Annotated in this window: 18 protein-coding genes; 9 read left to right on the forward strand and 9 right to left on the reverse strand. The window is 58.0% G+C overall.

Annotated elements, in window-relative coordinates:
* Window positions 1-34 precede the first annotated feature (34 nt).
* The 5 genes from ABQ278_RS10490 to ABQ278_RS10510 form a co-directional block, all read right to left on the reverse strand.
* Window positions 35-523: an NfeD family protein gene (locus ABQ278_RS10490; protein WP_349319544.1), complete on the reverse strand. Its 489-nt coding sequence runs from the start codon at window positions 521-523 to the stop codon at window positions 35-37.
* Window positions 524-532: 9 nt separating this feature from the next.
* Window positions 533-1,474, reverse strand: a complete 942-nt coding sequence (locus ABQ278_RS10495) for an SPFH domain-containing protein (RefSeq protein WP_349322144.1) — start codon at window positions 1,472-1,474, stop codon at window positions 533-535.
* A gap of 139 nt (window positions 1,475-1,613) precedes the next feature.
* Window positions 1,614-3,983, reverse strand: a complete 2,370-nt coding sequence (locus tag ABQ278_RS10500) for an ATP-binding protein (RefSeq protein WP_349319545.1) — start codon at window positions 3,981-3,983, stop codon at window positions 1,614-1,616.
* A gap of 391 nt (window positions 3,984-4,374) precedes the next feature.
* The gene (locus ABQ278_RS10505; RefSeq protein ID WP_349319546.1) at window positions 4,375-4,515 is read right to left on the reverse strand and encodes a hypothetical protein; all 141 of its coding nucleotides are present in this window, start codon (window positions 4,513-4,515) and stop codon (window positions 4,375-4,377) included.
* Window positions 4,516-4,777: 262 nt separating this feature from the next.
* Entirely contained in the window at window positions 4,778-5,203 is a 426-nt protein-coding gene (locus ABQ278_RS10510; RefSeq protein ID WP_349319547.1) for an NUDIX hydrolase, read from the reverse strand.
* A 75-nt stretch (window positions 5,204-5,278) separates the two neighbouring features.
* Between ABQ278_RS10510 and ABQ278_RS10515 the strand changes: the two genes are divergently transcribed.
* A complete protein-coding gene (locus tag ABQ278_RS10515) occupies window positions 5,279-6,709 on the forward strand; it encodes an FAD-binding oxidoreductase (protein ID WP_349319548.1) in 1,431 nt (476 codons plus the stop codon).
* 109 nt (window positions 6,710-6,818) lie between these two features.
* Here ABQ278_RS10515 and ABQ278_RS10520 read toward each other — a convergent pair whose 3' ends face one another.
* Window positions 6,819-7,649, reverse strand: coding sequence for a response regulator (locus ABQ278_RS10520; RefSeq protein WP_349319549.1), 831 nt, complete (start codon window positions 7,647-7,649; stop codon window positions 6,819-6,821).
* Between the two features lie 196 nt (window positions 7,650-7,845).
* Between ABQ278_RS10520 and yaaA the strand changes: the two genes are divergently transcribed.
* Complete coding sequence (gene yaaA, locus ABQ278_RS10525) at window positions 7,846-8,637, forward strand: peroxide stress protein YaaA (protein ID WP_349319550.1); 792 nt, start codon at window positions 7,846-7,848, stop codon at window positions 8,635-8,637.
* On the opposite strand, the gene ABQ278_RS10530 is transcribed toward yaaA, so the two are convergent.
* Complete coding sequence (locus ABQ278_RS10530) at window positions 8,634-9,551, reverse strand: L-threonylcarbamoyladenylate synthase (RefSeq protein WP_349319551.1); 918 nt, start codon at window positions 9,549-9,551, stop codon at window positions 8,634-8,636. The genes yaaA and ABQ278_RS10530 overlap by 4 nt on opposite strands.
* Window positions 9,548-10,810 carry a YceI family protein gene (locus tag ABQ278_RS10535; RefSeq protein ID WP_349319552.1) on the reverse strand — a complete coding sequence of 421 codons (1,263 nt, stop codon included), beginning with the start codon at window positions 10,808-10,810 and terminating at the stop codon, window positions 9,548-9,550. The genes ABQ278_RS10530 and ABQ278_RS10535 overlap by 4 nt, the downstream gene beginning before the upstream one ends.
* A gap of 185 nt (window positions 10,811-10,995) precedes the next feature.
* Here ABQ278_RS10535 and ABQ278_RS10540 point away from each other — a divergent pair, with 185 nt between their 5' ends.
* Window positions 10,996-12,753 carry an acyl-CoA dehydrogenase gene (locus ABQ278_RS10540; RefSeq protein WP_349319553.1) on the forward strand — a complete coding sequence of 586 codons (1,758 nt, stop codon included), beginning with the start codon at window positions 10,996-10,998 and terminating at the stop codon, window positions 12,751-12,753.
* Window positions 12,754-12,760: 7 nt separating this feature from the next.
* Here ABQ278_RS10540 and ABQ278_RS10545 read toward each other — a convergent pair whose 3' ends face one another.
* The gene (locus ABQ278_RS10545; protein WP_349319554.1) at window positions 12,761-13,645 is read right to left on the reverse strand and encodes a serine protease; all 885 of its coding nucleotides are present in this window, start codon (window positions 13,643-13,645) and stop codon (window positions 12,761-12,763) included.
* A 128-nt stretch (window positions 13,646-13,773) separates the two neighbouring features.
* Here ABQ278_RS10545 and ABQ278_RS10550 point away from each other — a divergent pair, with 128 nt between their 5' ends.
* From ABQ278_RS10550 to alr, 6 genes are all read left to right on the forward strand, one after another.
* A complete protein-coding gene (locus tag ABQ278_RS10550) occupies window positions 13,774-16,032 on the forward strand; it encodes a S9 family peptidase (RefSeq protein ID WP_349319555.1) in 2,259 nt (752 codons plus the stop codon).
* Entirely contained in the window at window positions 16,029-16,565 is a 537-nt protein-coding gene (locus tag ABQ278_RS10555) for an N-acetyltransferase family protein (RefSeq protein ID WP_349319556.1), read from the forward strand. Before ABQ278_RS10550 ends, ABQ278_RS10555 begins: the two co-directional genes overlap by 4 nt.
* Window positions 16,566-16,654: 89 nt before the next feature.
* The gene (locus ABQ278_RS10560; protein ID WP_349319557.1) at window positions 16,655-17,815 is read left to right on the forward strand and encodes a carbohydrate porin; all 1,161 of its coding nucleotides are present in this window, start codon (window positions 16,655-16,657) and stop codon (window positions 17,813-17,815) included.
* Between the two features lie 316 nt (window positions 17,816-18,131).
* Window positions 18,132-19,163, forward strand: a complete 1,032-nt coding sequence (locus ABQ278_RS10565; RefSeq protein ID WP_349319558.1) for a cyanophycinase — start codon at window positions 18,132-18,134, stop codon at window positions 19,161-19,163.
* 35 nt (window positions 19,164-19,198) lie between these two features.
* Window positions 19,199-20,716 carry an amidohydrolase family protein gene (locus ABQ278_RS10570; RefSeq protein ID WP_349319559.1) on the forward strand — a complete coding sequence of 506 codons (1,518 nt, stop codon included), beginning with the start codon at window positions 19,199-19,201 and terminating at the stop codon, window positions 20,714-20,716.
* Window positions 20,713-22,023: an alanine racemase gene (alr, locus tag ABQ278_RS10575; protein ID WP_349319560.1), complete on the forward strand. Its 1,311-nt coding sequence runs from the start codon at window positions 20,713-20,715 to the stop codon at window positions 22,021-22,023. The genes ABQ278_RS10570 and alr overlap by 4 nt, the downstream gene beginning before the upstream one ends.
* Window positions 22,024-22,055: the final 32 nt, after the last annotated feature.

Genomic DNA, 22,055 nt, shown 5'->3' on the forward strand with positions numbered 1-22,055 from the left:
TTTTTCTACGCAAACCTAAGTGACGTAAGGGAAATTAGATCCGCTTGACGAAAATACGCCCTTCATGAACACGCTCGATCAGGACGCGATCATTGACGGCCAGATGGCCCTCAGAGACCTCATTAAGTACAGCCGGCCACTCAACACCATCGAACACCACGCGCCCGGTGCGCTCTCCCCCTACAACCGGCTCGAAGCCGCTCAGGATCTCGGCCTGTTTGCCCACCATGCGACGATGCGGATCGTTGACGTCCGGACTGTGTGAGGCCACCTTCAAAAACTTAGGCGTCAGCACGCCCATGACGACGCTCAAAATGGCGAAGGTCAGGGCCTGGAAGAAAAGGCCAAACGGCAAGCCGGTCAGGCAGACCACAGCCACAACGCCAGCCGCGGCGGCTGACCACAAGAGCCATTGCGTGCCGATGAAAATTTCCACGCCCAGCAGCAGCAGACCGAAGATAAACCATATCCAGAAGGCATTGATGCCAAACGGGCCCATCTGGAAGACAGATGATAAATCCATCAGCACCTCCTATACTTTCTTAGCGGGCGGCGACTTGGGCGCATCCGTACCGCTGACCGTCTTGATCAGTTCTGACACGCCGCCAACCATGCCCGCCAGCGACGACATGTCCGCCGGCATGATCAGGGTCTTCGTATTGTTCGATTCAGCAAACTTGCCGAAGGCCTCGACATATTTCTGCGCCACGAAGTAATTGATGGCGTTGATGTCGCCCTTGGCGATAGCCTGAGACACCATGTCGGTGGCCTTGGCTTCGGCCTCGGCGGAGCGCTCGCGCGCCTCGGCGTCACGGAAGGCGGCTTCCTTACGGCCTTCGGATTGCAGAACCGCGGATTGCTTCTGACCTTCGGCGCGGGCGATGGCGGCCTGCTTTTCACCATCGGCTTCGATGATCAGGGCGCGGCGCTCGCGCTCAGCCTTCATCTGGCGTGCCATCGAATCGGTAATGTCGTGCGGCGGTTTGAGGTCCTTGATCTCGATGCGGTTGACCTTGACGCCCCAGGGGCTCGTGGCGTGATCGATGACGCTGAGCAGACGTGAATTAATGGCGTCGCGTTGCGAAAGAACCTCGTCAAGCTCCATGGCGCCGACGACGGTGCGCAGGTTGGTCATGGCCAGTTGCGTGATGGCGTTGTCGAGATTATCGACACGATAGGCCGCAAGGGCCGCGTCCATAACCTGAGTGAAAACAATGCCATCCACCTTAACGTTCACGTTGTCCTTGGTGATGACATCCTGTTGCGGCACATCAAACACGCGCTCCATAACGTTGACCTTGCGGCCAATGGCCTCAACAAAAGGTGTGAGAAAGGCGATACCGGGCTTAAGCGTGCGTGTGTAGCGTCCGAAATTTTCTATCGTGAATTCATAGCCTTGTGGCACAATCTTGACGATGCTGAACAAAAGCATAATGCCAAGAGCCACGACGATTAAGGTCAATGGACCAAAGATAGATATTGATTGCATAAGCTGCGCCTCCCCCGATAAAAATACCTTCCGTAGATGGGGTATCTTTTCACAGCCGCAACTATACAGCCAGTTGCGCTCATGCTCTAGGGCAATCGGAATAGTTTTGTAAAATCAGCGTGAGTTACGCAACTTCCTGGGCAGGCGCGTTTTCCTCGTCCTTGAGGCGCAAGAGGCGCGCCACTGTATCGACCAGCGTATCCATAATGATCGGCTTGGCGATGTGCGCATCCATACCGGCGGCATGGCAGGCTTCGATCTGATCATGCATGGCATCAGCCGTCAGGGCGATGATCGGCACATGCTGCCCTTCGGCTTCCTGCGAGCGGAAGATGCGTGTGGCCTCCAGCCCGCCCAGACGCGGCATGTTGAGGTCCATAAGCACCAGGTCATAACGCGACATATCAAGGTCCAGGGCTTCCTGGCCATCAACCGCCTCGGTGATGACGAAGCCAAACGGTTCCAGGAACAGACGCGCCACCTTGCGATTGACCGGGTGATCATCGACCAGCAAGATCTTCATACCCGGCAGGTCGGCGTCATCGTCGCGTTTCGGTGTGACTTTCACATCCGAGGCTTCCATTGCGTTCGGTGTTGTGACGACCTCGCCGGCTTCGAACGTCATGACAAAACATGAACCGACTCCCTCTTCGCTGGTTACGCTGAGAGAGCCCCCCATCAGTTCTGCCAGACGGCGGCTGATATTGAGGCCCAGCCCCGTGCCACCATATTTGCGGGCTGTGATCGGATCAGCCTGGGTGAAGGCCTCGAACAGCTTATCGAGCGTGGTCTTGCTCATGCCGATACCGGTATCACGTATCTCAACACGCACCTTGTAGCCGCCCTGATCGTGATGATCCGCCGAGGCGAGAATGCGCACCGTTCCTTTCTCGGTAAACTTAAGTGCATTGGACACGAGGTTGGAGAGGCACTGATAGACACGCAGCACGTCGAAAGTCATCGGTGCTGTGGCGCTTTCGGCCAGATCATAGCGCAACATCACGTCCTTGCCATCAAGCATTGAGCCGTAGGTATTGATAACGCGCTCAATCATGTCCTTCATGGTCGAAGGCGTAGGCGCCAGCTCGATCTTACCGGCTTCGATACGGGACATGTCCAGTACGTCATTGAGCAAGACCATTAAGGTCTTGCCAGAGTCGACGAGAATATCGACCTGCTCGCGCTGGGTGTCGTTCAGTTCATCCTTTTTTAGCGCCTGCGCCATGCCAAGTACGCCATTAAGAGGCGTGCGCAATTCGTGACTCATGACAGCCAGGAAGCGCGACTTGGCCGCATTGGCCGCCTCGGCATGCTCATGTGCATCCTTGAGATGCCACTGCATCCGGCGCATACGCATCACCCAAAGCGCGCCGCCGATAACAATGACGATGAGCAGGAAGGCGATAAGTACGGCTGCACCCAGCAGCAGGTTGCGCATCTGCACCTGCTTGACCAGCAAACGGCTTTCGGCCGTTTTGGAATCGAGTTCCTTACGCAGGGCCTTATACATGCCTTCTACAGCCCAGACCTTGGCGTACTCATAATAGAGTGACTTATGCCGCCCCCATTCGTCCATCTTCACAAAAGCTTCGGAATGACGCCCTTCCGCATGTAATATATAGGCTTCAACACGTTCTTCAAAGACAGTGTCACGCGGGCTCATGCTATCCGGCACAGCTCGTAATTTCGCCAGGAAAAAGCGCGCGCGCGATACATCTGGTCCGTCTGCATAGGCGCGCGCCAGTAAACGCAGCTTCCACACATCCAGCATGTTCCCCGTCACGCCCTTCATGACATAGGAATCCTTGAGACACTCTTTCACGGCCTGATACTTCTGCGCCTGATCTTCAATGGTGGCGCAGAGATATTCATCCCAAGTTTTTAAATCTTCGACGTTGTACTTGCGCACATAATACGCATGCAGCTTTTGCAATTGTTCGGCCACCGGCATATCGTTCTCTTTCGCTGCCCAAAGCGCCAGATCGTAGACGATGTCCATCTTTTGCGAGAAGAAAGCATTTTTTTGCGACAACTGCGCCATAGAAAGCATATGACCGGCGTAGGCATCATAGTCGCCAACAGCACTCAAAGAAAAAGCTATGACCTGGTGTGCGGCCTCAAGCACGGGTTCAGCCGCCGCCCCCTCAGCCTGCAAGCGCACGATCAGCTTATCACCTAAATCAATGGCATCGGCCCACTGCTCAAAATGTTGCAAGTGACGTACGCGCTCAACCATAACGATCCCTTGGAGAGCGCGGTCAGGCGTTGTCAGATAGGTGTTCCATTCACGGTCATTAAAACCGTTATAGCCGTGGCTTTCACTGGCATAGGCCTGAAACATAAAGCGCGCCAGAAGATCGAGATTGCTGTCATTTTCCTTCTGCGCCAGCCTCAGGATGCGGTCGTGCCAGGCCGTCAGCTTGTCTTCGTTCTGATCGGTCTTGTAAGCATAGAGCACACGCCAAAGGGCATATATGCGGGCGTCCCCGGTCATCCTGATGGCACTTTCGCCATATCGATCTATTTCATTTTGCGCATAAATGAAGGGTGTGGCCGAAACAAGATTATAGACAGCGACCAGCTTGTCATGACGCGGAGCAGGCTCGTCCTGGCGTGCCTGTGCAGCGCTTGCAGCCCAGCCAATAACCAGCGCGCTCCCCAAGGCAAACAAATGCCTTTTGGCCGCAGAGCTCATAGTCAGACCAGAGCGACCCATGCCGTCTCCCATACCTAAGTTACCAATAGTAAAGCCACAAAGACCTTAGTATTCGCTTAAGTGTGCGGTAAACGGAGGCTAAAAAATTAAAACGCCCCGCATTAAGCGGGGCGTTTGCAGATATTAGAGCGCAATTTAATGCGCTCCATCGCGTTGCTTAACCGCAGTGCTAGTTAGCACCGCCACAAACGCAACCGAACTTCGGCGAGCAGTTGCAGGTCGGCATTTGGTGCGCGACGGCTTGGCTGACGGCGAAAGCGGCGCTGGCGCTGAGAGCGACGGCGGCGATGGCAATTGCGAACTTCTTCATAGGCTTACTCCTGAATATACACCAAACCAAAACTGGACACAGTCTGGAGTTCACACTGAAACGCTCAGAAAAACTCAAGCCTCGCCCGCAACGACCAGATAAGGATTTTAACCCTTCATTAGCGTTAACCGAGCATTAATCATATTTTCGGATTTCGCACAAGGCGCGAAAACGATGAAGTTATTGTCACCTTCAGTATTTGATCATTTTAGCGGTAACTGCGCCATGACGATCACAGTCGTTTTGCTCAACCTGCAAGTTTTTAATAAAGACTGGAACGCATCAACACATCGCGCATATCGTCCTTATTTATCAAAGACATAGCCTCATCCAGAGACATAAAACGCGCTTCCGCCGCATCATCGCCAGCGTGGGCCTCGCCACTTTTCCAATTCGCCGCATAGTCGATAAGCACGTAGTGAAACTGCGCCTCAATTATCTCGTAAACGGCGAGTAAAGGGCCAATTTCCGCAACAACGCCAGTTTCCTCATAAAGCTCTCGCAGCGCCGCAGCATGCAGGCTTTCACCAAGATTAACCTTGCCACCAGGGATCGACCAGTCTCCTAAACGGGGCGCCCAGCCCCGCTTTATAAGCAGCACCTCTTCGCCACGCCAGCACACTACGCCCACCGCAGGTACAGGATATAAGCCAGGCTGACCTGAAGGATTAGGTTTTGTGTCTTGCACTTGCGGCCTCTCTCGCTTAACGCAATCCGCGTTCCGTTCCTTCGCCTTATGTGCCGAGTCTCAACAGAGGTCACCATGTCCACGTCTGCTTTCGCCGAAGCCCCGCCAGTCGCTCCAGATGTCATCGCCCAGATTAAGGCTGTGGTTGGTGAGGCCGGTTATAGCGAAGACGCAATGCGGGTCGATCCGAAGCTGACCGAATGGCGCGGCAAATGGAAAGGGCATACGCCCCTTCTGGTCCTGCCGAAATCGACCGAGGAAGTCGCGGCTGTCGTCAAGATATGCTACGATAACAACGTGGCCATCACCCCCCAGGGCGGCAATACCGGGCTGGTCGGCGGCCAAATTCCGTTCGGTGAAATCCTGATCTCGCTTGAACGCATGAAGGCGATCCGCGACGTGGCCCCGACCGACGACACCATGGTGCTCGAAGCCGGCCTGACCCTGCTGGATGCCCAACAGACCGCTGAAAAAGCCAATCGCTATTTCCCGCTCTCTCTGGCCGCCGAAGGCACCGCCACAGTCGGCGGCGTCATCTCGACCAATGCCGGCGGCACGGCCGTGCTGCGCTATGGCGTGACGCGCGATCTGGTATCAGGGCTTGAGGTGGTGCTGCCCAATGGTGAAATTTTCAACGGCCTGAAGCGCCTGCGCAAGGACAATACCGGTTACGACATCAAACACATGTTCATAGGTGCCGAGGGCACGCTCGGCATTATTACCGCAGCCTCGCTCAAGCTGTTCCCGATCATGAATTCGCGCTCCACCGCCATTGTGGCGTTTGAAAGCTCACAGAAGGCTATCGACCTGCTGGTGCGCGCCAAGCAGGAAACCGGCGGTCAGGTCGAGGCGTTCGAGCTGATGGGGCGTTACGGCCTTTCGCTGGTGCTCAAGAATATTCCTGATACCCGCGAACCGCTGGGCGCCGAATATCCGTGGTACGCCCTGATCGAGGTCGCGTCCGGCGATCCTGAAGGCGCCTCCGCCTCGATGGAACGCCTGCTCGAAGCGGCCTTCGAGGAAGATCTGGTGCTTGATGCCGTTATCGCCCAGAACGAAACCCAAGCCGCCGAATTCTGGCGCCTGCGCGAAGATCACTCAGCCGCCGAAAAGGTGGAGGGCGCGGCCTGGAAACACGATATCTCTGTGCCGCTGTCACGCATGGCTGAATATATGGAGGAAGGCGCAAAAGCGATCGAGGCCTTCCTGCCGGGTGCGCGCCTGGTAGCTTTTGGCCACGTCGGCGACGGCAATGTCCACTTTAACGTCATCGTGCCGGTCGGGATGGATCCTGCTACCTTCAACGCCATGCGCGACGAAGGCGCCAAGGTCGTCCACGACCTGGTGCATCAGTATGAGGGTTCGATTTCCGCTGAACATGGCCTGGGCCGTATGAAAACGCAGGAAGCCCTGCTTTATAAAGACCCGGTGGCTATCGCCGCCATGCAGGCCCTGCGATTAGCGCTGGACCCGAAGCGCATCATGAACCCGCACGTATTGTTTTAGACTCTACTCACGGAAGTTCACAACAACTTTTGGGTCGGTATAGAGTCGTTTCCAAGCCCATCAGGGCAGGCGGCTATGGCAGGAAGGTCTTAGCGGTCAATGGCATGGATCAACGTGCGAAAATAGCGTCAACGGCGGCTTGCGCCAGATCTATTTCCGGATCGTCTTCCTTGGCGCGGATGACGCCGTTCATGGTTTTGAGCAGATCGTGCATGGTGAAGGGCTTCGGCAGCAGCGCATCAGCACCGGCGGCCTTTGCTGCCGCCAGAACATGCACGGCGGTAATCGTACTGTCAACGCCCTGCGACATGGCAACGACCTTGACGTGACCAAAGTCGGACTTGATCTGCGCCGTCCCCTCAATGCCGCCAATGCCGGGAATCAGGACAGCCGTCACCACAACATCGATCATGCCGAGATTGTGGTCGAAGAAGGCGTCCTCCATATTTGAAGTGTAGGACACCTTGTAGCCGACCTGCCTGAGCACAGCGCAGACATCATGACGCAGAAGTTCGTCATCTTCTATGACCAGAACGTGGTGATCTTTTGCACGCGCCCGGTGGTATGCGTTGGTATCGGCCAGAAGACCTTTAAGTTTTTCAGGATTGAACGGTTTCTGCAGTACGAAATCGGCGCTGCCGCCCTGCCCTGCATGACTTGAGATATCAATCTTGCCATCGCGCCGGACGCCATTGGACATGATGGCCAGCGGTGCATCCTGAGCGTCCTGGCGAATTTCACCAAGCAGGTCGATCGTCGTGCCGCGTTCGCCTTGGGAATCAAACAACAACAGATGGAAGCGACTGGACTTCAGCATACGCATGGCCATGCGCTGATCAAAGCTAAGAACAGATGTCCATTTCTGATCATGCAGCATCGTGGCGATGCGCTGCGCCTGATCACGGTTCTGATCCATGACGAGCACACTACCTAAACTCATACGGACACCAGATACAGACGCTATACAACACAGGCCCTTGTTAAGTTAAAAAGCCTTAAAAACCCCGTAAGTTTAAAGGTTAGCGCGTATTAATCAGTCACAGCAAAGACCATCCGTATGATTGCCTTGCACCTCGAACATCCCTATGTTCAACATCCATACGCCCCTGCAAGCCGACAAAGTTAAAAGAGCGATCATGCTGACCCTCATTTCCCCCGCCAAATCGCTCGACCTGACACCATTTGACATCGGCCTGGCGCCTACTGAAACGCGCTTTCCGGACCAGAGCCAAAAGCTTCTAACCGCCCTTAAGCGCCTGAAGCCCAAGCACATCGCCGAACTGATGGATATCTCCAAAGCCTTGAGCGACCTGAACTACGAGCGTTATCAGGGCTTTGAAAATCAGACGCCAGGCGCTTGCGTCTTCATGTTCGATGGTGATGTATATACCGGTCTTGAAGCGCGCACCCTGAATAAAGAAGGCGCGATGTGGGCGCAAACGCATCTCCGCATCCTGTCCGGTCTTTACGGTATCTTACGTCCACTCGACCTCATACGCCCCTACCGTTTGGAAATGGGTTCACACCTGAAAGTCGGTCGAGCGGAAACGCTTTATCAGTTCTGGGGCGATAGTCTCGCCAAGAGCCTCACGGCGGAATTGCAAGAGCAAGGCAGCGACACCGTGGTCAATCTGGCGAGCCAGGAATATGCCCGCGCCGCCCTGACCAAGGCGCTGAAAGCCAAGGTTGTCAGTCCACGTTTTCTGGAGATCAAAGGCAATCGGGCCAGGATCGTGTCCTTCTTCGCCAAGAAGGCGCGTGGCCTGATGGCGCGTTACATGATTGATCAGCGCGTGGATCGCATCGAGGGTCTGAAGGACTTCAAGATCGCCGATTACAGCTTCCGCGCCGATCTATCGAAGGATGATGACTGGGTGTTCACCCGCACGCAGCCCGAACTGCTGACCAAGGCGAAGAAGGCGGCCTAACCGACAAAGCCAGCGGCACGCTTTATGCGGTCGTTGATCGCCTCGCCTATACCGTCCTCAGGCATGGGTGCGATTTCGATGACAGGCGGCTTGAAGCGATCGGCTTCCCGCAGCGCCTTGAAGAGGTTGGCCGCGGCTTCATGCAGGTCGCGCGTGGCGCTCAACTGGATCACCGGCCCGTCATGAAGCACAGGGCCGAAGGCCAGATAGGCCGCGCCGGCCGTTGGATTTTCAACATTGATTTTTACCGGCGCATCGGGCGCATAATGCAGTGCCATCCGCCCAGGTGACCTATGCCCGTCGGCTTCATCCTGCGCCAATGGCCCGACAACGGCCTCAATCTGCGCTCGCGTCACGGCGCCAGCGCGCAGGTAACGCACGTCTCCCAGCAAACTGACAACGGTTGATTCCACACCAACCTGACAATCGGCGCCATCGGGCGATACCTGCACAAAGGCGCCGGTTTCTTCAAAGGCATCTCGTTGCGTAGTCGGGCTCGGACGACCGGAGCGATTGGCCGAGGGCGCCACCACGCCCGCGCCAAAACCACGCAGGATGTCCAGCGCCACCTTATGATCCGGCATCCGCAGGGCCACGCTGTCGAGGCCAGCGCGCGCCAGATCGCAGACCAGATCGGTATCGCGCACCGTCACGACAAGGGTAAGCGATCCCGGCCAGAAGGCCGCCGCAAGCGTACGGGCGCGGTCATCAAAGATGCCGATGCGCTCAGCCAACGCCATGTCCCCCACGTGGACGATAAGCGGATTGAAACGCGGCCGTCCCTTGGCCTCAAAAACCTTGATCACCGCTTCCGGATCGGACGCAGAAGCGCCTAATCCATAAACCGTCTCCGTAGGCAGATGGATCAGACCGCCCTCACGCAGGGCACGGACAGCCGCGTCGACAACACTCATTTAGACGCTTTGGCTTTCAGGCTGATGGCGACCGACACCTTGGCCGGGATGGAATCCGTGGCGGCCCATTCGCCAGACCCGACACCGAACGCTGTGCGATCGAGATCAACATTGCCAGACATAGTAGCGATATCGTCCTTGATGGTCAGAGTGAACGGCAGGCTAAGAGGCTGCGTTTTGCCGTGAAGGGTCAGTTTGCCCTTGGCGACAAAATGTGTCGCATCTTTTTTGGTAAAGCTTGCCGCTTCAAAGACAGCTTTTGGCGTGCTTGCGATATTGAAGAAGGACGCGCTCTTCAGCGTGCCATCGCGGTCGTTATCCCCAGAATTGACCGAGGCGAGATCAATCGTCACCCTGACGCGGGACTTATCGAGTTGCTCCGGATCAAAGGCGATATTGGCGCTATAGGCGCTGAATCCACCATTGACCGCTTCGCCCGAAAACGTCGTTGAGAAGGCGATCCTGGTGGCGGACTTATCGACGCTCCAGGTCGTGATCGCCACCGCTTCCGGTGAGGGTGACGGTGAGGCTGAGGCAGATGCCGAAGCAAACTCCGTGGCCGCTGCTTCCGCCGGCGCACTTGCATCTCCCACTTCTGCGGGTGGCGCAGCGGGTTCGCCGGTTTCCAGTGGCGTGCCGCGCATGATGCCGAAACCGAGGGCTACGGCCAGCGCCACAACGCCGATTGGCAGCATCCAGCGATAGTTCAGGATCGGGCGAGGTTTCAGTCCCGGCACCATATGCTCAACCACCGTATCCTTGTCGACGAACTGGTGCTTGAGCGCGGCAAGAACATGCAGCGGGATCATGGCATAGAACAGCAGCTTGGCGATCAGGCCGTGCGCCGCTTCAAAGGTTTCATGCGCATCGTGTGTCTGGGGCACCGGCAGATGCGGCCAAGCTATGCCGAAAAAAGGAATTTCGCGCGCCGAGGTCGAGACCATCAGCCAGCCCGACAGCGGCAGGGCGATCATGACAACGTAGAACGCGACGTGCAGGGCTTGCGCCGCCAGGGCCTGCCATTTTGGCATCGGCGGTTCGGGCGGCGCTTTGTAGGCGAAACGCAAACCTACACGGAGAAAGGTCAGCAGGAAAATCAGGATGCCGATCGACTTGTGCAGGTTGGCGCGATTGAACAGCAACGTGTCCTTGTCTTCGAAACGCCAGCCCAGGAACACCATGAACAGGATCAGAAAGGCCATCAGCCAGTGGATATAGCGGCTGTAGCGATTATAGCTGGTCGGGGTCAGGTCGCTCATGTGGGCACTCTCCTCAGATAAACCCTGCATACACCAAGGGCATCGGAACGTCATGCGAAATTATATGTAACAGCTGCAAGCACAATTCAAGCGCTCGCTGCAATTTAAAAGTTGACGTTCGCGTAAATTAAACTTGCGACACGTCCCTTACCGTCATAGACTAAGCGAAAATACAGGGACTCGCCATGACTTACCGCCCGAGCATCAAAGACATCACCTTCTGCCTCGATCATGTGATCGGCATGTCGGACAGCTACAACACTTCCGCCTTCCCGGATTTTGACGAATCCCTGCGCGATGCCGTGCTGGACGCCGCCGGTCAATTGGCCGGTGATGTGCTGGCGCCGCTTAATCGTGTCGGCGACCTGAATGGCACAAAGCTTGATGGTGATCGCGTGGTGGTCGCGCCGGGCTTCCTCGACGCCATCAAGGCCTATGCCGAAGGCGGCTGGTATGGCCTGGCGGCCGATCCGGCCTTTGGCGGACAAGGCCTGCCCAAAATGCTCGAACAGGCCTGTTTCGACATGTTCCACGGCGCCAACATGGCCTTCACCCTGCTGCCGACGCTTAGTCAGGGCTCGATCGAAGCCATCCACGCCCACGGATCGCAAGCACAAAAGGACCTCTTCCTGCCCAAACTGATCTCAGGTGTTTGGTGCGGCACCATGAACCTGACCGAACCCGGCGCCGGTTCCGATCTGGCGGCGCTCACCACGAAAGCCGAACCCAATGGCGACGGCACCTACGCCATCACCGGCCAGAAGATCTTCATCACCTGGGGCGAGCATGATGGCGCCGACAACATCATCCATCTGGTGCTGGCGCGCCTGCCCGACGCCCCCAAAGGCACGCGCGGCATCTCGTTGTTTCTGTGCCCGAAATACCTGCTCGATTCCGAAGGCAATAAGGGCGTGCGCAACACGGTCAAGTGCGTCGGGCTGGAGCACAAGCTCGGCATCCATGCCTCACCGACCTGCGTCATGTCGTTTGAAGGCGCGCAAGCCGAACTGATCGGCCCGCCCAATGGTGGCCTCGCTGCCATGTTCACGATGATGAACGCCGCGCGTCTCGCCGTCGGTTTTGAAGGCGTCGGTCTGGCGGATGCGGCCTGGCAAAAAGCGCAGGCCTATGCGCTCGATCGCCGTCAGGGCAAGTCGCTGATCACCGGTCAGGACTACGCGCCGATCTATGATCACCCTGATGTCCGCCTGATGCTGGCCCAGATGAAGGCCAAGACGGAAGCCGCCCGCGCCATTTGCATGGCAACCGCCGCGGCCATCGACGCCGCCAAGGTGGATGAAGACAACGCCCGCCACAAGCGCCGCGAGGATTTCCTCGTGCCCATCGCCAAGGCGTGGAGCACGGATCGCGCTGTCGAAGTCGCCTCCCTCGGGGTTCAGGTCCATGGCGGCATGGGCTTCATCGAAGAGACCGGCGCGGCGCAATATTACCGCGACGCCCGCATAGCCCCGATCTACGAAGGCACCAATGGCATTCAGGCCGCCGATCTGGTTGGGCGCAAGCTCGGCAGCGATGGCGTGGCCGCGCGTGAACTCGAAGCCGATATTCGCTCCTTCTTGGAAATCAATGCCCTGCAAGCCGATTTTAAAGCGGAATTTGAGCTTCTACATGCTGCCGTCACCGCCTTCTCGGTGGCCTCAGATCATCTGCTGACGCAAAAGACCAAGGCACCGCTCGATGTTGCAACCGGCGCCACCACCTATCTGCAACTCAGCGGCGATCTGATCGGCGGCTGGCTGCTGCTTAAAGGGGCTCTGGTGGCGCAAAGCCAGTTGGCGACGGGCGATGCTGCCTGGCTGAATGACCGCATCAAGCTGGCGCGCCTGTTCTGCGCCCATACGCTCAGCCACGCACCGGCGCACCTCGCCGCCATCAAGTCAGGGTATGGCGCTCTTGATGGTCTGACGCTCAGCCTCGATTAAGTTTCGATTAATTTGACGGCGTGTCGCCGATCGGACCGCCTTCGCCTTCCGACGGTCGCGCATTGGTCCGGCGGGTCATGTCTTGTGTGTCCGTGGTCGGGCCGCCCGGCGTTCGCATCGGCGCCGGCGCGGTTGGCAGCAGGTTAACCGAAGGATGCGCGCCGCTGGCTTGCGCCTTCAGCATGATATTGATGGTCTCGCGCACAAAGATCGCGTCGGTCACCACACCCAGTTCCAGGCGCTGATTGTCGTCCTCGACCTGTTTGATCAGCACGCCGGCGATAAAGGTATGGCCCTTGCCGCCCTGGCTGGTCATGAAAACCGGACCACCGGAATTACCCGGCACCGCCGTCAGGTCGATCAGGAAGGTCGGATAGGTGCTGGAAGGCGAGATCGGATAGGAGGCCAGGCGTCCGGCCCGCAAGATCGGGAAGCCCGCCACATTGGCCGAAAGTCCATGCGGATAGCCCAGCGTCACCATCTCATCGCCAGCCACCACGCGCTCGTTAATGAAGGTGGTGTCGTCGGCCAGCCAACTGACGGGAATGGCGGAATCACGCAACGATTCCGGCACATTGACCGGAATGACGGCGATATCCTGCGCCGGATGCTGATACCAGACCGGCCCCGTGGCTGAGCGAATGGTCATGTTGGACGGGACATAACTCCAGTTGCCCTTGGCCCCCTGAACGCGCCAGCCGATACGCACATCGGCCGCCGGCATCTTTTCAAAAACATGGGCGGCGGTGACCAACACGATCTGCGTCGTGCCGTCGGCCTTTGGCACCGAAATCAGGAAGCCCGTGCCGACCATGCGCTTGGCCTCACTGATCGGCTGATCGATCTGGACGGTAGCCTTGATCAGCGCCACGGTCAGGTCAACATCCATCATCACCCATATCCCCCATTTTCGGCTCTCGAAACCCTAAAGCCATTTGACGGCATTTCCGGATTGGGTCAATCCTCTACCCCAATCGCGCGCCGCAAAGGCCCTTTCCAATCTGTCAGGCGAACTCAGCCATGAAAAGCCGTGCCGACCGCAGAACTTTCATTTTGACCTCGCTTGGTGCCAGTTTTATGACCCAGGCTGGTTTTGCCGCCACACCTTCCGAGACGCTCAAGGAGCCTCCATTGCCCGCACAAGCCAAAGCCGCCACCCAGCCTGTCGCGCCCTCACCCGCCCGCAAGCCGTTTGAAATCGTGCAATTGGGCCACAAGCGCATCGATAATTATCACTGGATGAAGGACGATAACTGGCAGGCCGTGCTGCGCGATCCCGGCCTGATCCGTGCCGACATCAAGGCTGCCCTGATCGATGAAAACGCCTATAGCGCCGCCATGCTGGAAAGCACAAAGGCCTTGCAGGACGAGATCTTCAACGAGATGAAGGGACGCATCAAGGAGGACGACGCCTCGGTGCCAACCGCAGATGGCCCTTGGGAATATTATTCTCGCTTCGAAAAAGGCGCCCAGCACCCGATCATCGCCCGCCGTCCACGCACCAAAGGCGCCTTTGACGCCGCGATTCCATCTACCGACGACACCCGCGCGCAAGAGCAGATCCTGCTCAATGAGGACGAACGCGCCAAGACAAGCGACTTTTACGAAACCTCCGACGCCCAGCACAGCCCCGACCACACGCTTTTCGCCTGGGGCGAGGACACGCAAGGCTCGGAATATTACAAGGTTTACGTCAAGGACCTAGCCACCGGCGACATCCTGCCCAACCCGATCGAGAGCTGCGATGGCGGTTTCACCTTCTCGCCCGATTCCAAGTACATCTTCTGGACCTGGCGCGATGAAAACTCTCGCCCGGCCAAGGTGTATCGCCGCCTGGCCAGAGGTGGCAAGGATGTGCTCGTTTATGATGAAAAGGACGACGGCTTCTTCCTGAGCATCGGCACGCTTAGTTCCGACGCCTTCATCAGCATCGGTGCCGGCAATCACGAGACCTCGGAAACCTGGCTCATCCCCGCCGCCACGCCCGAAGCCCTGCCGTTCGTGGTCGAACCGCGTCACGAAGGCATCCAGTACGATATCGACCATTGGGATGACCGCTTTATCATCCGCACCAATGCCGACGAGGCTATTGATTTCAAGCTGATGGTCTCGACCGCCGACAAACCTGCCCGCGCCACCTGGAGCGATCTGGTGCCACACCGCCCGGGCATCTATGTCACCGGTTCCGGCGTCTACAAGCGCCATATGATCCGTGTTGAGCGCGAAAACGCCAATACGCGCATCGTTATCACGCGTAAGGCCGATATGACCGAGCACTTCATCGACGTCGCTGAGGAAGCTTATGCCCTCGGCGCTTCGGGTGGTTATGAGTACGACACCGACATTATCCGCTACACCTACACCTCGCCGACCACACCGGCCCAGACGCTCGATTACAATATGGAGACGCGCGACAAGGTGCTGCGCAAGACGCAGATCATCCCGTCCGGTCACAATCCAAAGGACTATATCGCCCGCCGGCTCTATGCCACCGCGCCCGATGGCCAGCAGGTGCCAATCACCGTCCTGATGAAGGCCGACACCAGGCTCGATGGCTCCGCCCCGTTGTTACTGTATGGCTATGGCTCCTACGGTATGCCGATGGACCCCGGTTTCTCAATTCGTAGTCTTAGCCTCGTCAATCGCGGCTGGGTCTACGCCATCGCCCATACCCGCGGCGGCTCGGAAAAAGGCTACGGCTGGTTCCTCGATGGCCGTAAATATAAGAAAATGAACACCTTTACCGATTTCATCGCCTGCGCCGAAAGCCTGTGCGACGCCGGTTACGGCACGCGGGGCAAGATTGTCGCCTATGGCGGATCGGCCGGCGGCATGCTGATGGGCGCGGTCACCAACCTGCGACCTGACCTTTGGGCCGGCGTTATCGGGGCCGTACCGTTTGTCGACGTGCTCAACACCATGAGCGACACCTCCCTGCCCCTTACCCCGCCGGAATGGCCGGAATGGGGCAATCCATTGGAAGACGAAGAGGCCTATAGCTACATCGCCTCCTACTCGCCTTACGACAACATCACCGCTAAGGCCTATCCGCCGGTGCTGGCCACGGGAGGCTTGAGCGATACGCGCGTCACCTATTGGGAACCGATGAAATGGATCACCGCCCTGCGCGAAAAATCGACATCGGATGCCCCGATGCTGCTCAAAATCAATATGGAGGCCGGTCATGGCGGCGCCTCCGGCCGCTTCGATTTTCTTAAAGAAATTGCCTTCGACTATGCCTTCGCTATCTGGGCGCAGGAGCAGAAGGCTTTGACATGATCGATATACGTCCGGCGACGGAAGACGACTTCACCGCAATCACCACCATCTATGCCTGGAACGTCGATAACGGCACCGGCACCTTCGCGCTCGAAGCCCCGTCACGCGAGGAGATGCTGGCCGGTTTTCATAACGTCACGGGCTTGCGCCTGCCTTACCTTGTAGCGGTCGAAGGGGGGGAAGTTCTGGGCTATGCCTATGCCGCTCCCTTCCGCACGCGACCAGCCTATAAGTATGGTATCGAGGACAGCATCTATCTGGCGCCGCAAGCCACCGGTCGCGGCCTAGGCAAGGCGCTGTTGCAAAGACTGATAGACCTCTGCACCGAACGCGGTCTCTACAGCATGATCGCGGTGATTGGCGACAGCGACAATCTCGCCTCCATCGCCGTTCATCGTTCTCTCGGCTTCGAACATACCGGCCATCTGCCGCGCGCTGGCTTCAAGTTCGGGCGCTGGCTCGATGTCGTCTTCATGACCCGCGACCTCCTGCCTTTTACACTGACACCGGAAGGGGATGGTTGGGACGACTAACCGCCCCAATCGAGATAACGCCGTTCACTTTATGGTAGTGCTTTTGTGGAATAATATCAGGGAAAGTAACAGCTTACCTGAGTTTGTGCATGTCCGTTCTACACCCACACCGCAAGTCTTCCTCCATCGGTTTTATTGGTTTCGTCGGTCTGCTCGTTCTGGGGGCGGTCGTGACCACCAAGGCGCGCGCCGACAGTTTCGAGACCGGCGCCGTCCTGACGACGGAAGTCAATTCTGTCGTCAAAGGCGGCCTCAATGTCGGCAGCAGTTCGCTCAGCAATCTCGATCTGACGGCCCATTGGCAAGGTGATAACGGCTGGGAAGCCTTCGGCTACGTGCTGGGTGATTTCGGTGATGACTTCTCGGCCAATCGCGTCGGCGACGTGCAGGTGACCTCCAATATCGATTGTCCGGATGGCTGGCGACTGTTCGAGGCCTACGGCAAAAAGAACTTTAGCGATGACCGCGGTTACGTGATGGCCGGCCTGATCAATCTCAACGGCATTTTCGATGTCCAGGACAATGCGACCGTCTTTCTCAATGCCTCGCACGGCATCGGCATCGACTATTCGCAGACCGGCCCGTCCATCTTCCCGACCACAGGTCTTGGTCTCGTAGGCGAATGGCGTTTAAGTGCGCATCAGTCGGTGCGCGCCGGGACGTTCGACGGCGTGCCGGGCGATCCCTACGACACCACGAAGTTCGTTTATATCAAGCTGTCCGCCGAAGAAGGTAGCCATCTGATCGGCGAATACCAGTATGATTTCAAGGGCGGTTTCGTGAAACTGGGCGCCTGGAAAAACACGGCGACGCTCGATCGCCTGGACGGCACCAACACCTCCAAGGATAATAGCGGGGCGTACGTCCAGCTCGGCTTTACGCTTATACAAGAAGCGTCTGAAAATGAGCAGGGCCTGAAAGGTTGGGTCCGTGCCGGCACCGCCAATGACGAGCTCATGGCCATAGCCGACTATATCGGCGGCGGTCTGGTCTATACCGGCCCGCTCAAAGGCCATGATACCGACCAACTGGGCTTCGCTATCGCGGCCTCGCATTTCGGCGCGCCGTATCAGGCGTCTGTCAGCGAATCCCTGAAGCGCGAAGTCACTTATGAACTGACCTATCGCTGGGATATCCGCGACGGCCTGTCGATCCAGCCCGACGTCCAATATGTTCAGAATCCGTTCGGTCGCAGCGATATAGATGACGCCCTGGTCATTGGCGTGCGGATGAAAGCCGAGCTTCGGTGACGCCTTAAGGCAGCGTTATTGCACCGCAGGCGAGGCGTTAGGCGGCGGAAATAAGTTGATCGGCACCACGTTTGATCGCCCGATTTAGGACTATTGCCGCCAAAGGCGAGCCATTCGCATGACTAGCGTCTCGCTCACCAGGGCGGTTACGCGACAGACGGGTGGCTATAAAGGCCATTAAATCAAAATATTATCCAGCACGTACATTTTGCCTCAATTTTATAACATTTTGCTTTCCTTTTGGTGAAATTTGCTTTCTGTTGGAAGGGTATGCGTAAGTAGAAAACATCATTCACACATCTGATGGAGCCGAGACATGCTTAAACCCCACACCCGGGTTCTGATGGCGATTGTCGCCTGCTTAGCTGCCAGTTTTATAGGAACGCTCGCGGCACAGGCAAGGCCCACCGGCTATAAGCATTATGAACTTGGCGATTTGAAAGCGCCGACTCCGGATCCGGTATCTGGCGGCCTGCTCCTCATGGGCGGTGGTGATCGAAACATCGATGCCATGAAGTGGTTTTTTGCCAAGGCCGGGCATGGTCACATCGTTATCCTGAGCGCGGCTTATGGCCCCGAAATCGGCAAGGAATTCAAGCGCGAGGTCGGCGGCATTCTTTCCGCGGAAACCTTCGTGTTCAAGACTCGCGACGCGGCCTACGATCCGAAAGTCATTGACGCCCTGAAGCGCGCGGATGGCATTTTCATCTCGGGTGGTGACCAGTCGGACTATGTCAAAATGTGGCGCGGTACGCCGGTCGCTGACATTATGGACGCACATGTCTTGGCCGGAAAGCCGCTCGCCGGCACCAGCGCGGGTCTCGCGATTTTGGGGGAAATGCTCTATGGCTGCATGGACAGCACCAGCTTGACCTCACCGGAAGGTCTGGCTGATCCTTTTAGCGCTCGTAACACGATCGAAGGCGATTTCCTCCATCTCGCCCTGCTCAAAGGTGTGCTGACCGACACCCATTTCAAGGAGCGCGACAGACTGGGCAGACTGTTTGCCTTTCTGGCCAAGGCGCAACTCGGCCGGCCGGCCGATGCCACCCCGTTATTGGGCCTGGGCGTCGACGAAAGTGCCGCCCTCGCCGTCGAACCGGACGGTTCAGCACGCATCTACGCCACTGAGGCAGACGGCGGCGCCTGGCTGGTGGATGGCGCCTCATTGCGCGTGCCCAACAAGCCCGGTCCACTGGAAGTGCCACGCATCCATGTTATCGGCATTGGACATCAATCCCTGCTTCATCTGCCAGACGGCAAGGTCGAGCGCCCGTCTTTTGATCGCAACTACTCTGTCAGCGGCGGCAAGATGGTTCTTTCCAGCGATGAGGCCGTAGCACCATGATGGCCCTGCCTTTGCACGTCTTTTCGCGTTCCGCCATGCTGAGAGGATCCGGGCTCGCCGCCGCGGTACTTCTTCTTTTAGGCAACCCCGCAGCGGCCTCTACCCTGATTACGGGCGCCATGGTCTATGATGGTTCCGGTGCCCCTGCCAGGCAGGAATTTGTGAGGGTTGAGAATGATCGCATTGTCGCTATCGGCAAACTGCGCCCCCACAAAGGGGAAACCGTGATCGAGGCGAAGGGGCTGGCACTGGCGCCGGGCTTCATCGACAGCCACAGCCATCATGATCGCGGCGATTACGCGGATCGCGCCATGCCACAACTGTTGGCGGAAGGCGTCACGACTATTGTTGTCGGTCAGGACGGCGAGAGTTCGGGCGCTTTTGCCGACATTTCGAAGCAATTCACGACGCGCCCCGCAGCGGTGAATGTGGCGGCCTATACCGGCCATGGATATCTGCGCTCTCAGGTGATGGGGACGGATTTCAAAAGGGTGGCCACCTCGTCAGAGATACAGGCAATGCAGCGCCTGTTGGACGTGGACATGAAGGCCGGATCTCTCGGGCTGTCGACAGGTCTGGAATATGATCCCGGCATTTACTCAAACCACGACGAAGTGGTGGCACTGGCCCGAACGGCCGCAGCCGACGGGGGCCGCTATATCAGCCATATGCGTAGCGAAGACACGGGTTTCGACGCGGCGCTTGATGAGTTGCTCGACATAGGCGCAAAGACGGGTATCCCGGTCCAGATTTCCCACCTCAAGCTGGGAATCGTCGATCGCTGGGGCGACGCCAAGACCGTGCTGGCCAAACTCGACGCCGCGCGTGCGCGCGGCATCAAGGTCACGGCCGACGTCTACCCCTACGAATATTGGCAGTCGACCCTGACGGTCTTGTTTCCCAAGCGCGATTTCACCGATCTTTCGGCAGCGCGCTTCGCCCTCACCCACCTCACAACGCCTGAGGGCATGCGGCTTGGCGTCTACGCGCCCGACCCGTCATTGGTGGGGCACACGATCGCCGAGATCTCGGCGCAGCGACACGAGGAACCGGCCGCCACCTATCTCTGGCTGATCCAGACCGCTGAGGCCTGGAGATCGGCCCACCCCGGCATAGAACCTGTCGAAGCAGTGATCGGCACCGCGATGGCCCCGGAAGATGTCGCTGACTTCATCGCCTGGCCTTACAGCAATCTATGTTCGGACGGGATGATCGTTTCGCGCCATCCGCGCGGCGCCGGCGCCTTTGCCAAGATGCTGCGGGTTTACGTTCGAGAGCAGCACCGGCTCACCTTGACCGAGGCGATCCGCAAGATGACCTCGCTGGCGGCGGAGAATGTGGGCCTGAAGGGACGCGGCCTGATCCGTCCGGGCTACAAGGCCGATCTGGTGCTGTTCGATCCCGATCAGATCGCAGACCGGGCCACGGTGGAGACTCCGGGCGCCCTGGCTGTCGGTGTTTCCGATGTGATGGTGAATGGTGTGCTGGTGTATCGCAAGGCTCAGCCGACCGGCAACTATCCCGGAGAGTTTATCAAGCGGGAGGGGCAATGATGCAGAGGCGATCCTTTCTGGCGGGGGTGACGGGGCTCACTGCGCTCACGGCGGTGCGGGCCGCTGCCGCCCCGGTTCTCACTGCCAACAATTCTGGCCTGACCCTCGAACAGGCCAGGCGCCGGAACGGCTGGATTGAAATCGACGCCGATGCGTTCGAGGCCAATATCGACACTGTTAATAGCTTGCTCGGTCAGGTGCGCCTTTGCGCCGTCATGAAGGCGGATGCCTATGGCAACGGTATCGCGCTTTTGATGCCATCCATCATTAAGAAGCAGATCAGCGATGTCGCCATCACGTCCAATGATGAGGCGCGGGTTGCCCGCGAACTCGGCTATCAGGGCCGTCTGATCCGGGTCCGCACGGCAACACCTGACGAAATGGAGGATGGACTGCCCTTCGCCATTGAAGAGTTGATCGGCAATCCTGATTCCGCCGCCTTCCTACAGGCCCTGGCGAAAAAGCAGACCAGGCCAACCAGCCTGCCGGTACATCTGGCGCTGAACAGCGGTGGTATGTCACGAAACGGCGTTGAGCTTTCCACGGACTATGGCCAGAAGGATGCACGGACCATCACCTCATGCGACAAACTTCGGATAGCGGGCGCCATGACCCACTATCCCAGTGAGGACGCTGCCGACATTCTTGGTCAGTTGCAACATTATCATGCTGATCTCGCCTGGCTGAACGCTCAGGGCGTGAAATCCGGCAAGCTGATACGCCACACGGCGAACAGCTTTGCGACTCTGGAGCACCGGGACACATGGCTGGACATGGTGCGCGTCGGCGGGCTTCTCTACGGCGATCCCGGTTCTGTAAAGACAAATGCCTACCTCCCCACCATGACGATCAAGTCACGGGTTGCCGCGATCAACCATTATCCGGCAGGCCAGACGGTCAACTATGACCGCACCTATCGGCTGGAACGGGAAAGCTGGCTCGCCAATATTCCGCTCGGTTATTCGGACGGCTACCGGCGCGGTTTCAGCCATGCCAACAGGGCCGAATTTCCTGCCGAAGGCCGGAACCACACCGAGGTGCTGATCGGCGGCCGGCGCTTCCCCGTGGTTGGACGGGTGACAATGAACACCATGATGGTCGATGTGACCGACAGACCGAATGCGCTGCATCTGGACGATGAGGTCGTGCTCTTCGGCGCGCAAGGCCACGAGCGCATCACCCAGGCTGAATTCGAAGCCAACGGTTCGGCCTATGGCCCTGAGATGCTGGGCATATTGGGCGCCGCCCTGCCCCGTGTGCTTAAACCAAGTGCGCTTGCCAAAGACGACACACGACCTGCCACTTGATAAACTGAGATTTAGCCTTGTCCACGCAGGCT

Source organism: Asticcacaulis sp. MM231 (genome assembly GCF_964186625.1).
In the GTDB taxonomy this organism is placed as follows: Bacteria; Pseudomonadota; Alphaproteobacteria; order Caulobacterales; family Caulobacteraceae; genus Asticcacaulis.

Bases quoted from the DNA above. Each gene is read 5' to 3' on its own strand.
- ABQ278_RS10520 (WP_349319549.1), bottom strand. From the start codon at position 7,649: ATGAGTTTAGGTAGTGTGCTCGTCATGGATCAGAACCGTGATCAGGCG.
- ABQ278_RS10565 (WP_349319558.1), top strand. From the start codon at position 18,132: ATGCTTAAACCCCACACCCGGGTTCTGATGGCGATTGTCGCCTGCTTA.
- ABQ278_RS10560 (WP_349319557.1), top strand. From the start codon at position 16,655: ATGTCCGTTCTACACCCACACCGCAAGTCTTCCTCCATCGGTTTTATT.
- ABQ278_RS10530 (WP_349319551.1), bottom strand. From the start codon at position 9,551: ATGAGTGTTGTCGACGCGGCTGTCCGTGCCCTGCGTGAGGGCGGTCTG.
- ABQ278_RS10515 (WP_349319548.1), top strand. From the start codon at position 5,279: ATGTCCACGTCTGCTTTCGCCGAAGCCCCGCCAGTCGCTCCAGATGTC.
- ABQ278_RS10555 (WP_349319556.1), top strand. From the start codon at position 16,029: ATGATCGATATACGTCCGGCGACGGAAGACGACTTCACCGCAATCACC.
- ABQ278_RS10490 (WP_349319544.1), bottom strand. From the start codon at position 523: ATGGATTTATCATCTGTCTTCCAGATGGGCCCGTTTGGCATCAATGCC.
- ABQ278_RS10545 (WP_349319554.1), bottom strand. From the start codon at position 13,645: ATGATGGATGTTGACCTGACCGTGGCGCTGATCAAGGCTACCGTCCAG.
- ABQ278_RS10550 (WP_349319555.1), top strand. From the start codon at position 13,774: ATGAAAAGCCGTGCCGACCGCAGAACTTTCATTTTGACCTCGCTTGGT.
- yaaA (WP_349319550.1), top strand. From the start codon at position 7,846: ATGCTGACCCTCATTTCCCCCGCCAAATCGCTCGACCTGACACCATTT.
- ABQ278_RS10500 (WP_349319545.1), bottom strand. From the start codon at position 3,983: ATGACCGGGGACGCCCGCATATATGCCCTTTGGCGTGTGCTCTATGCT.
- ABQ278_RS10540 (WP_349319553.1), top strand. From the start codon at position 10,996: ATGACTTACCGCCCGAGCATCAAAGACATCACCTTCTGCCTCGATCAT.
- ABQ278_RS10570 (WP_349319559.1), top strand. From the start codon at position 19,199: ATGCTGAGAGGATCCGGGCTCGCCGCCGCGGTACTTCTTCTTTTAGGC.
- ABQ278_RS10505 (WP_349319546.1), bottom strand. From the start codon at position 4,515: ATGAAGAAGTTCGCAATTGCCATCGCCGCCGTCGCTCTCAGCGCCAGC.
- alr (WP_349319560.1), top strand. From the start codon at position 20,713: ATGATGCAGAGGCGATCCTTTCTGGCGGGGGTGACGGGGCTCACTGCG.
- ABQ278_RS10535 (WP_349319552.1), bottom strand. From the start codon at position 10,810: ATGAGCGACCTGACCCCGACCAGCTATAATCGCTACAGCCGCTATATC.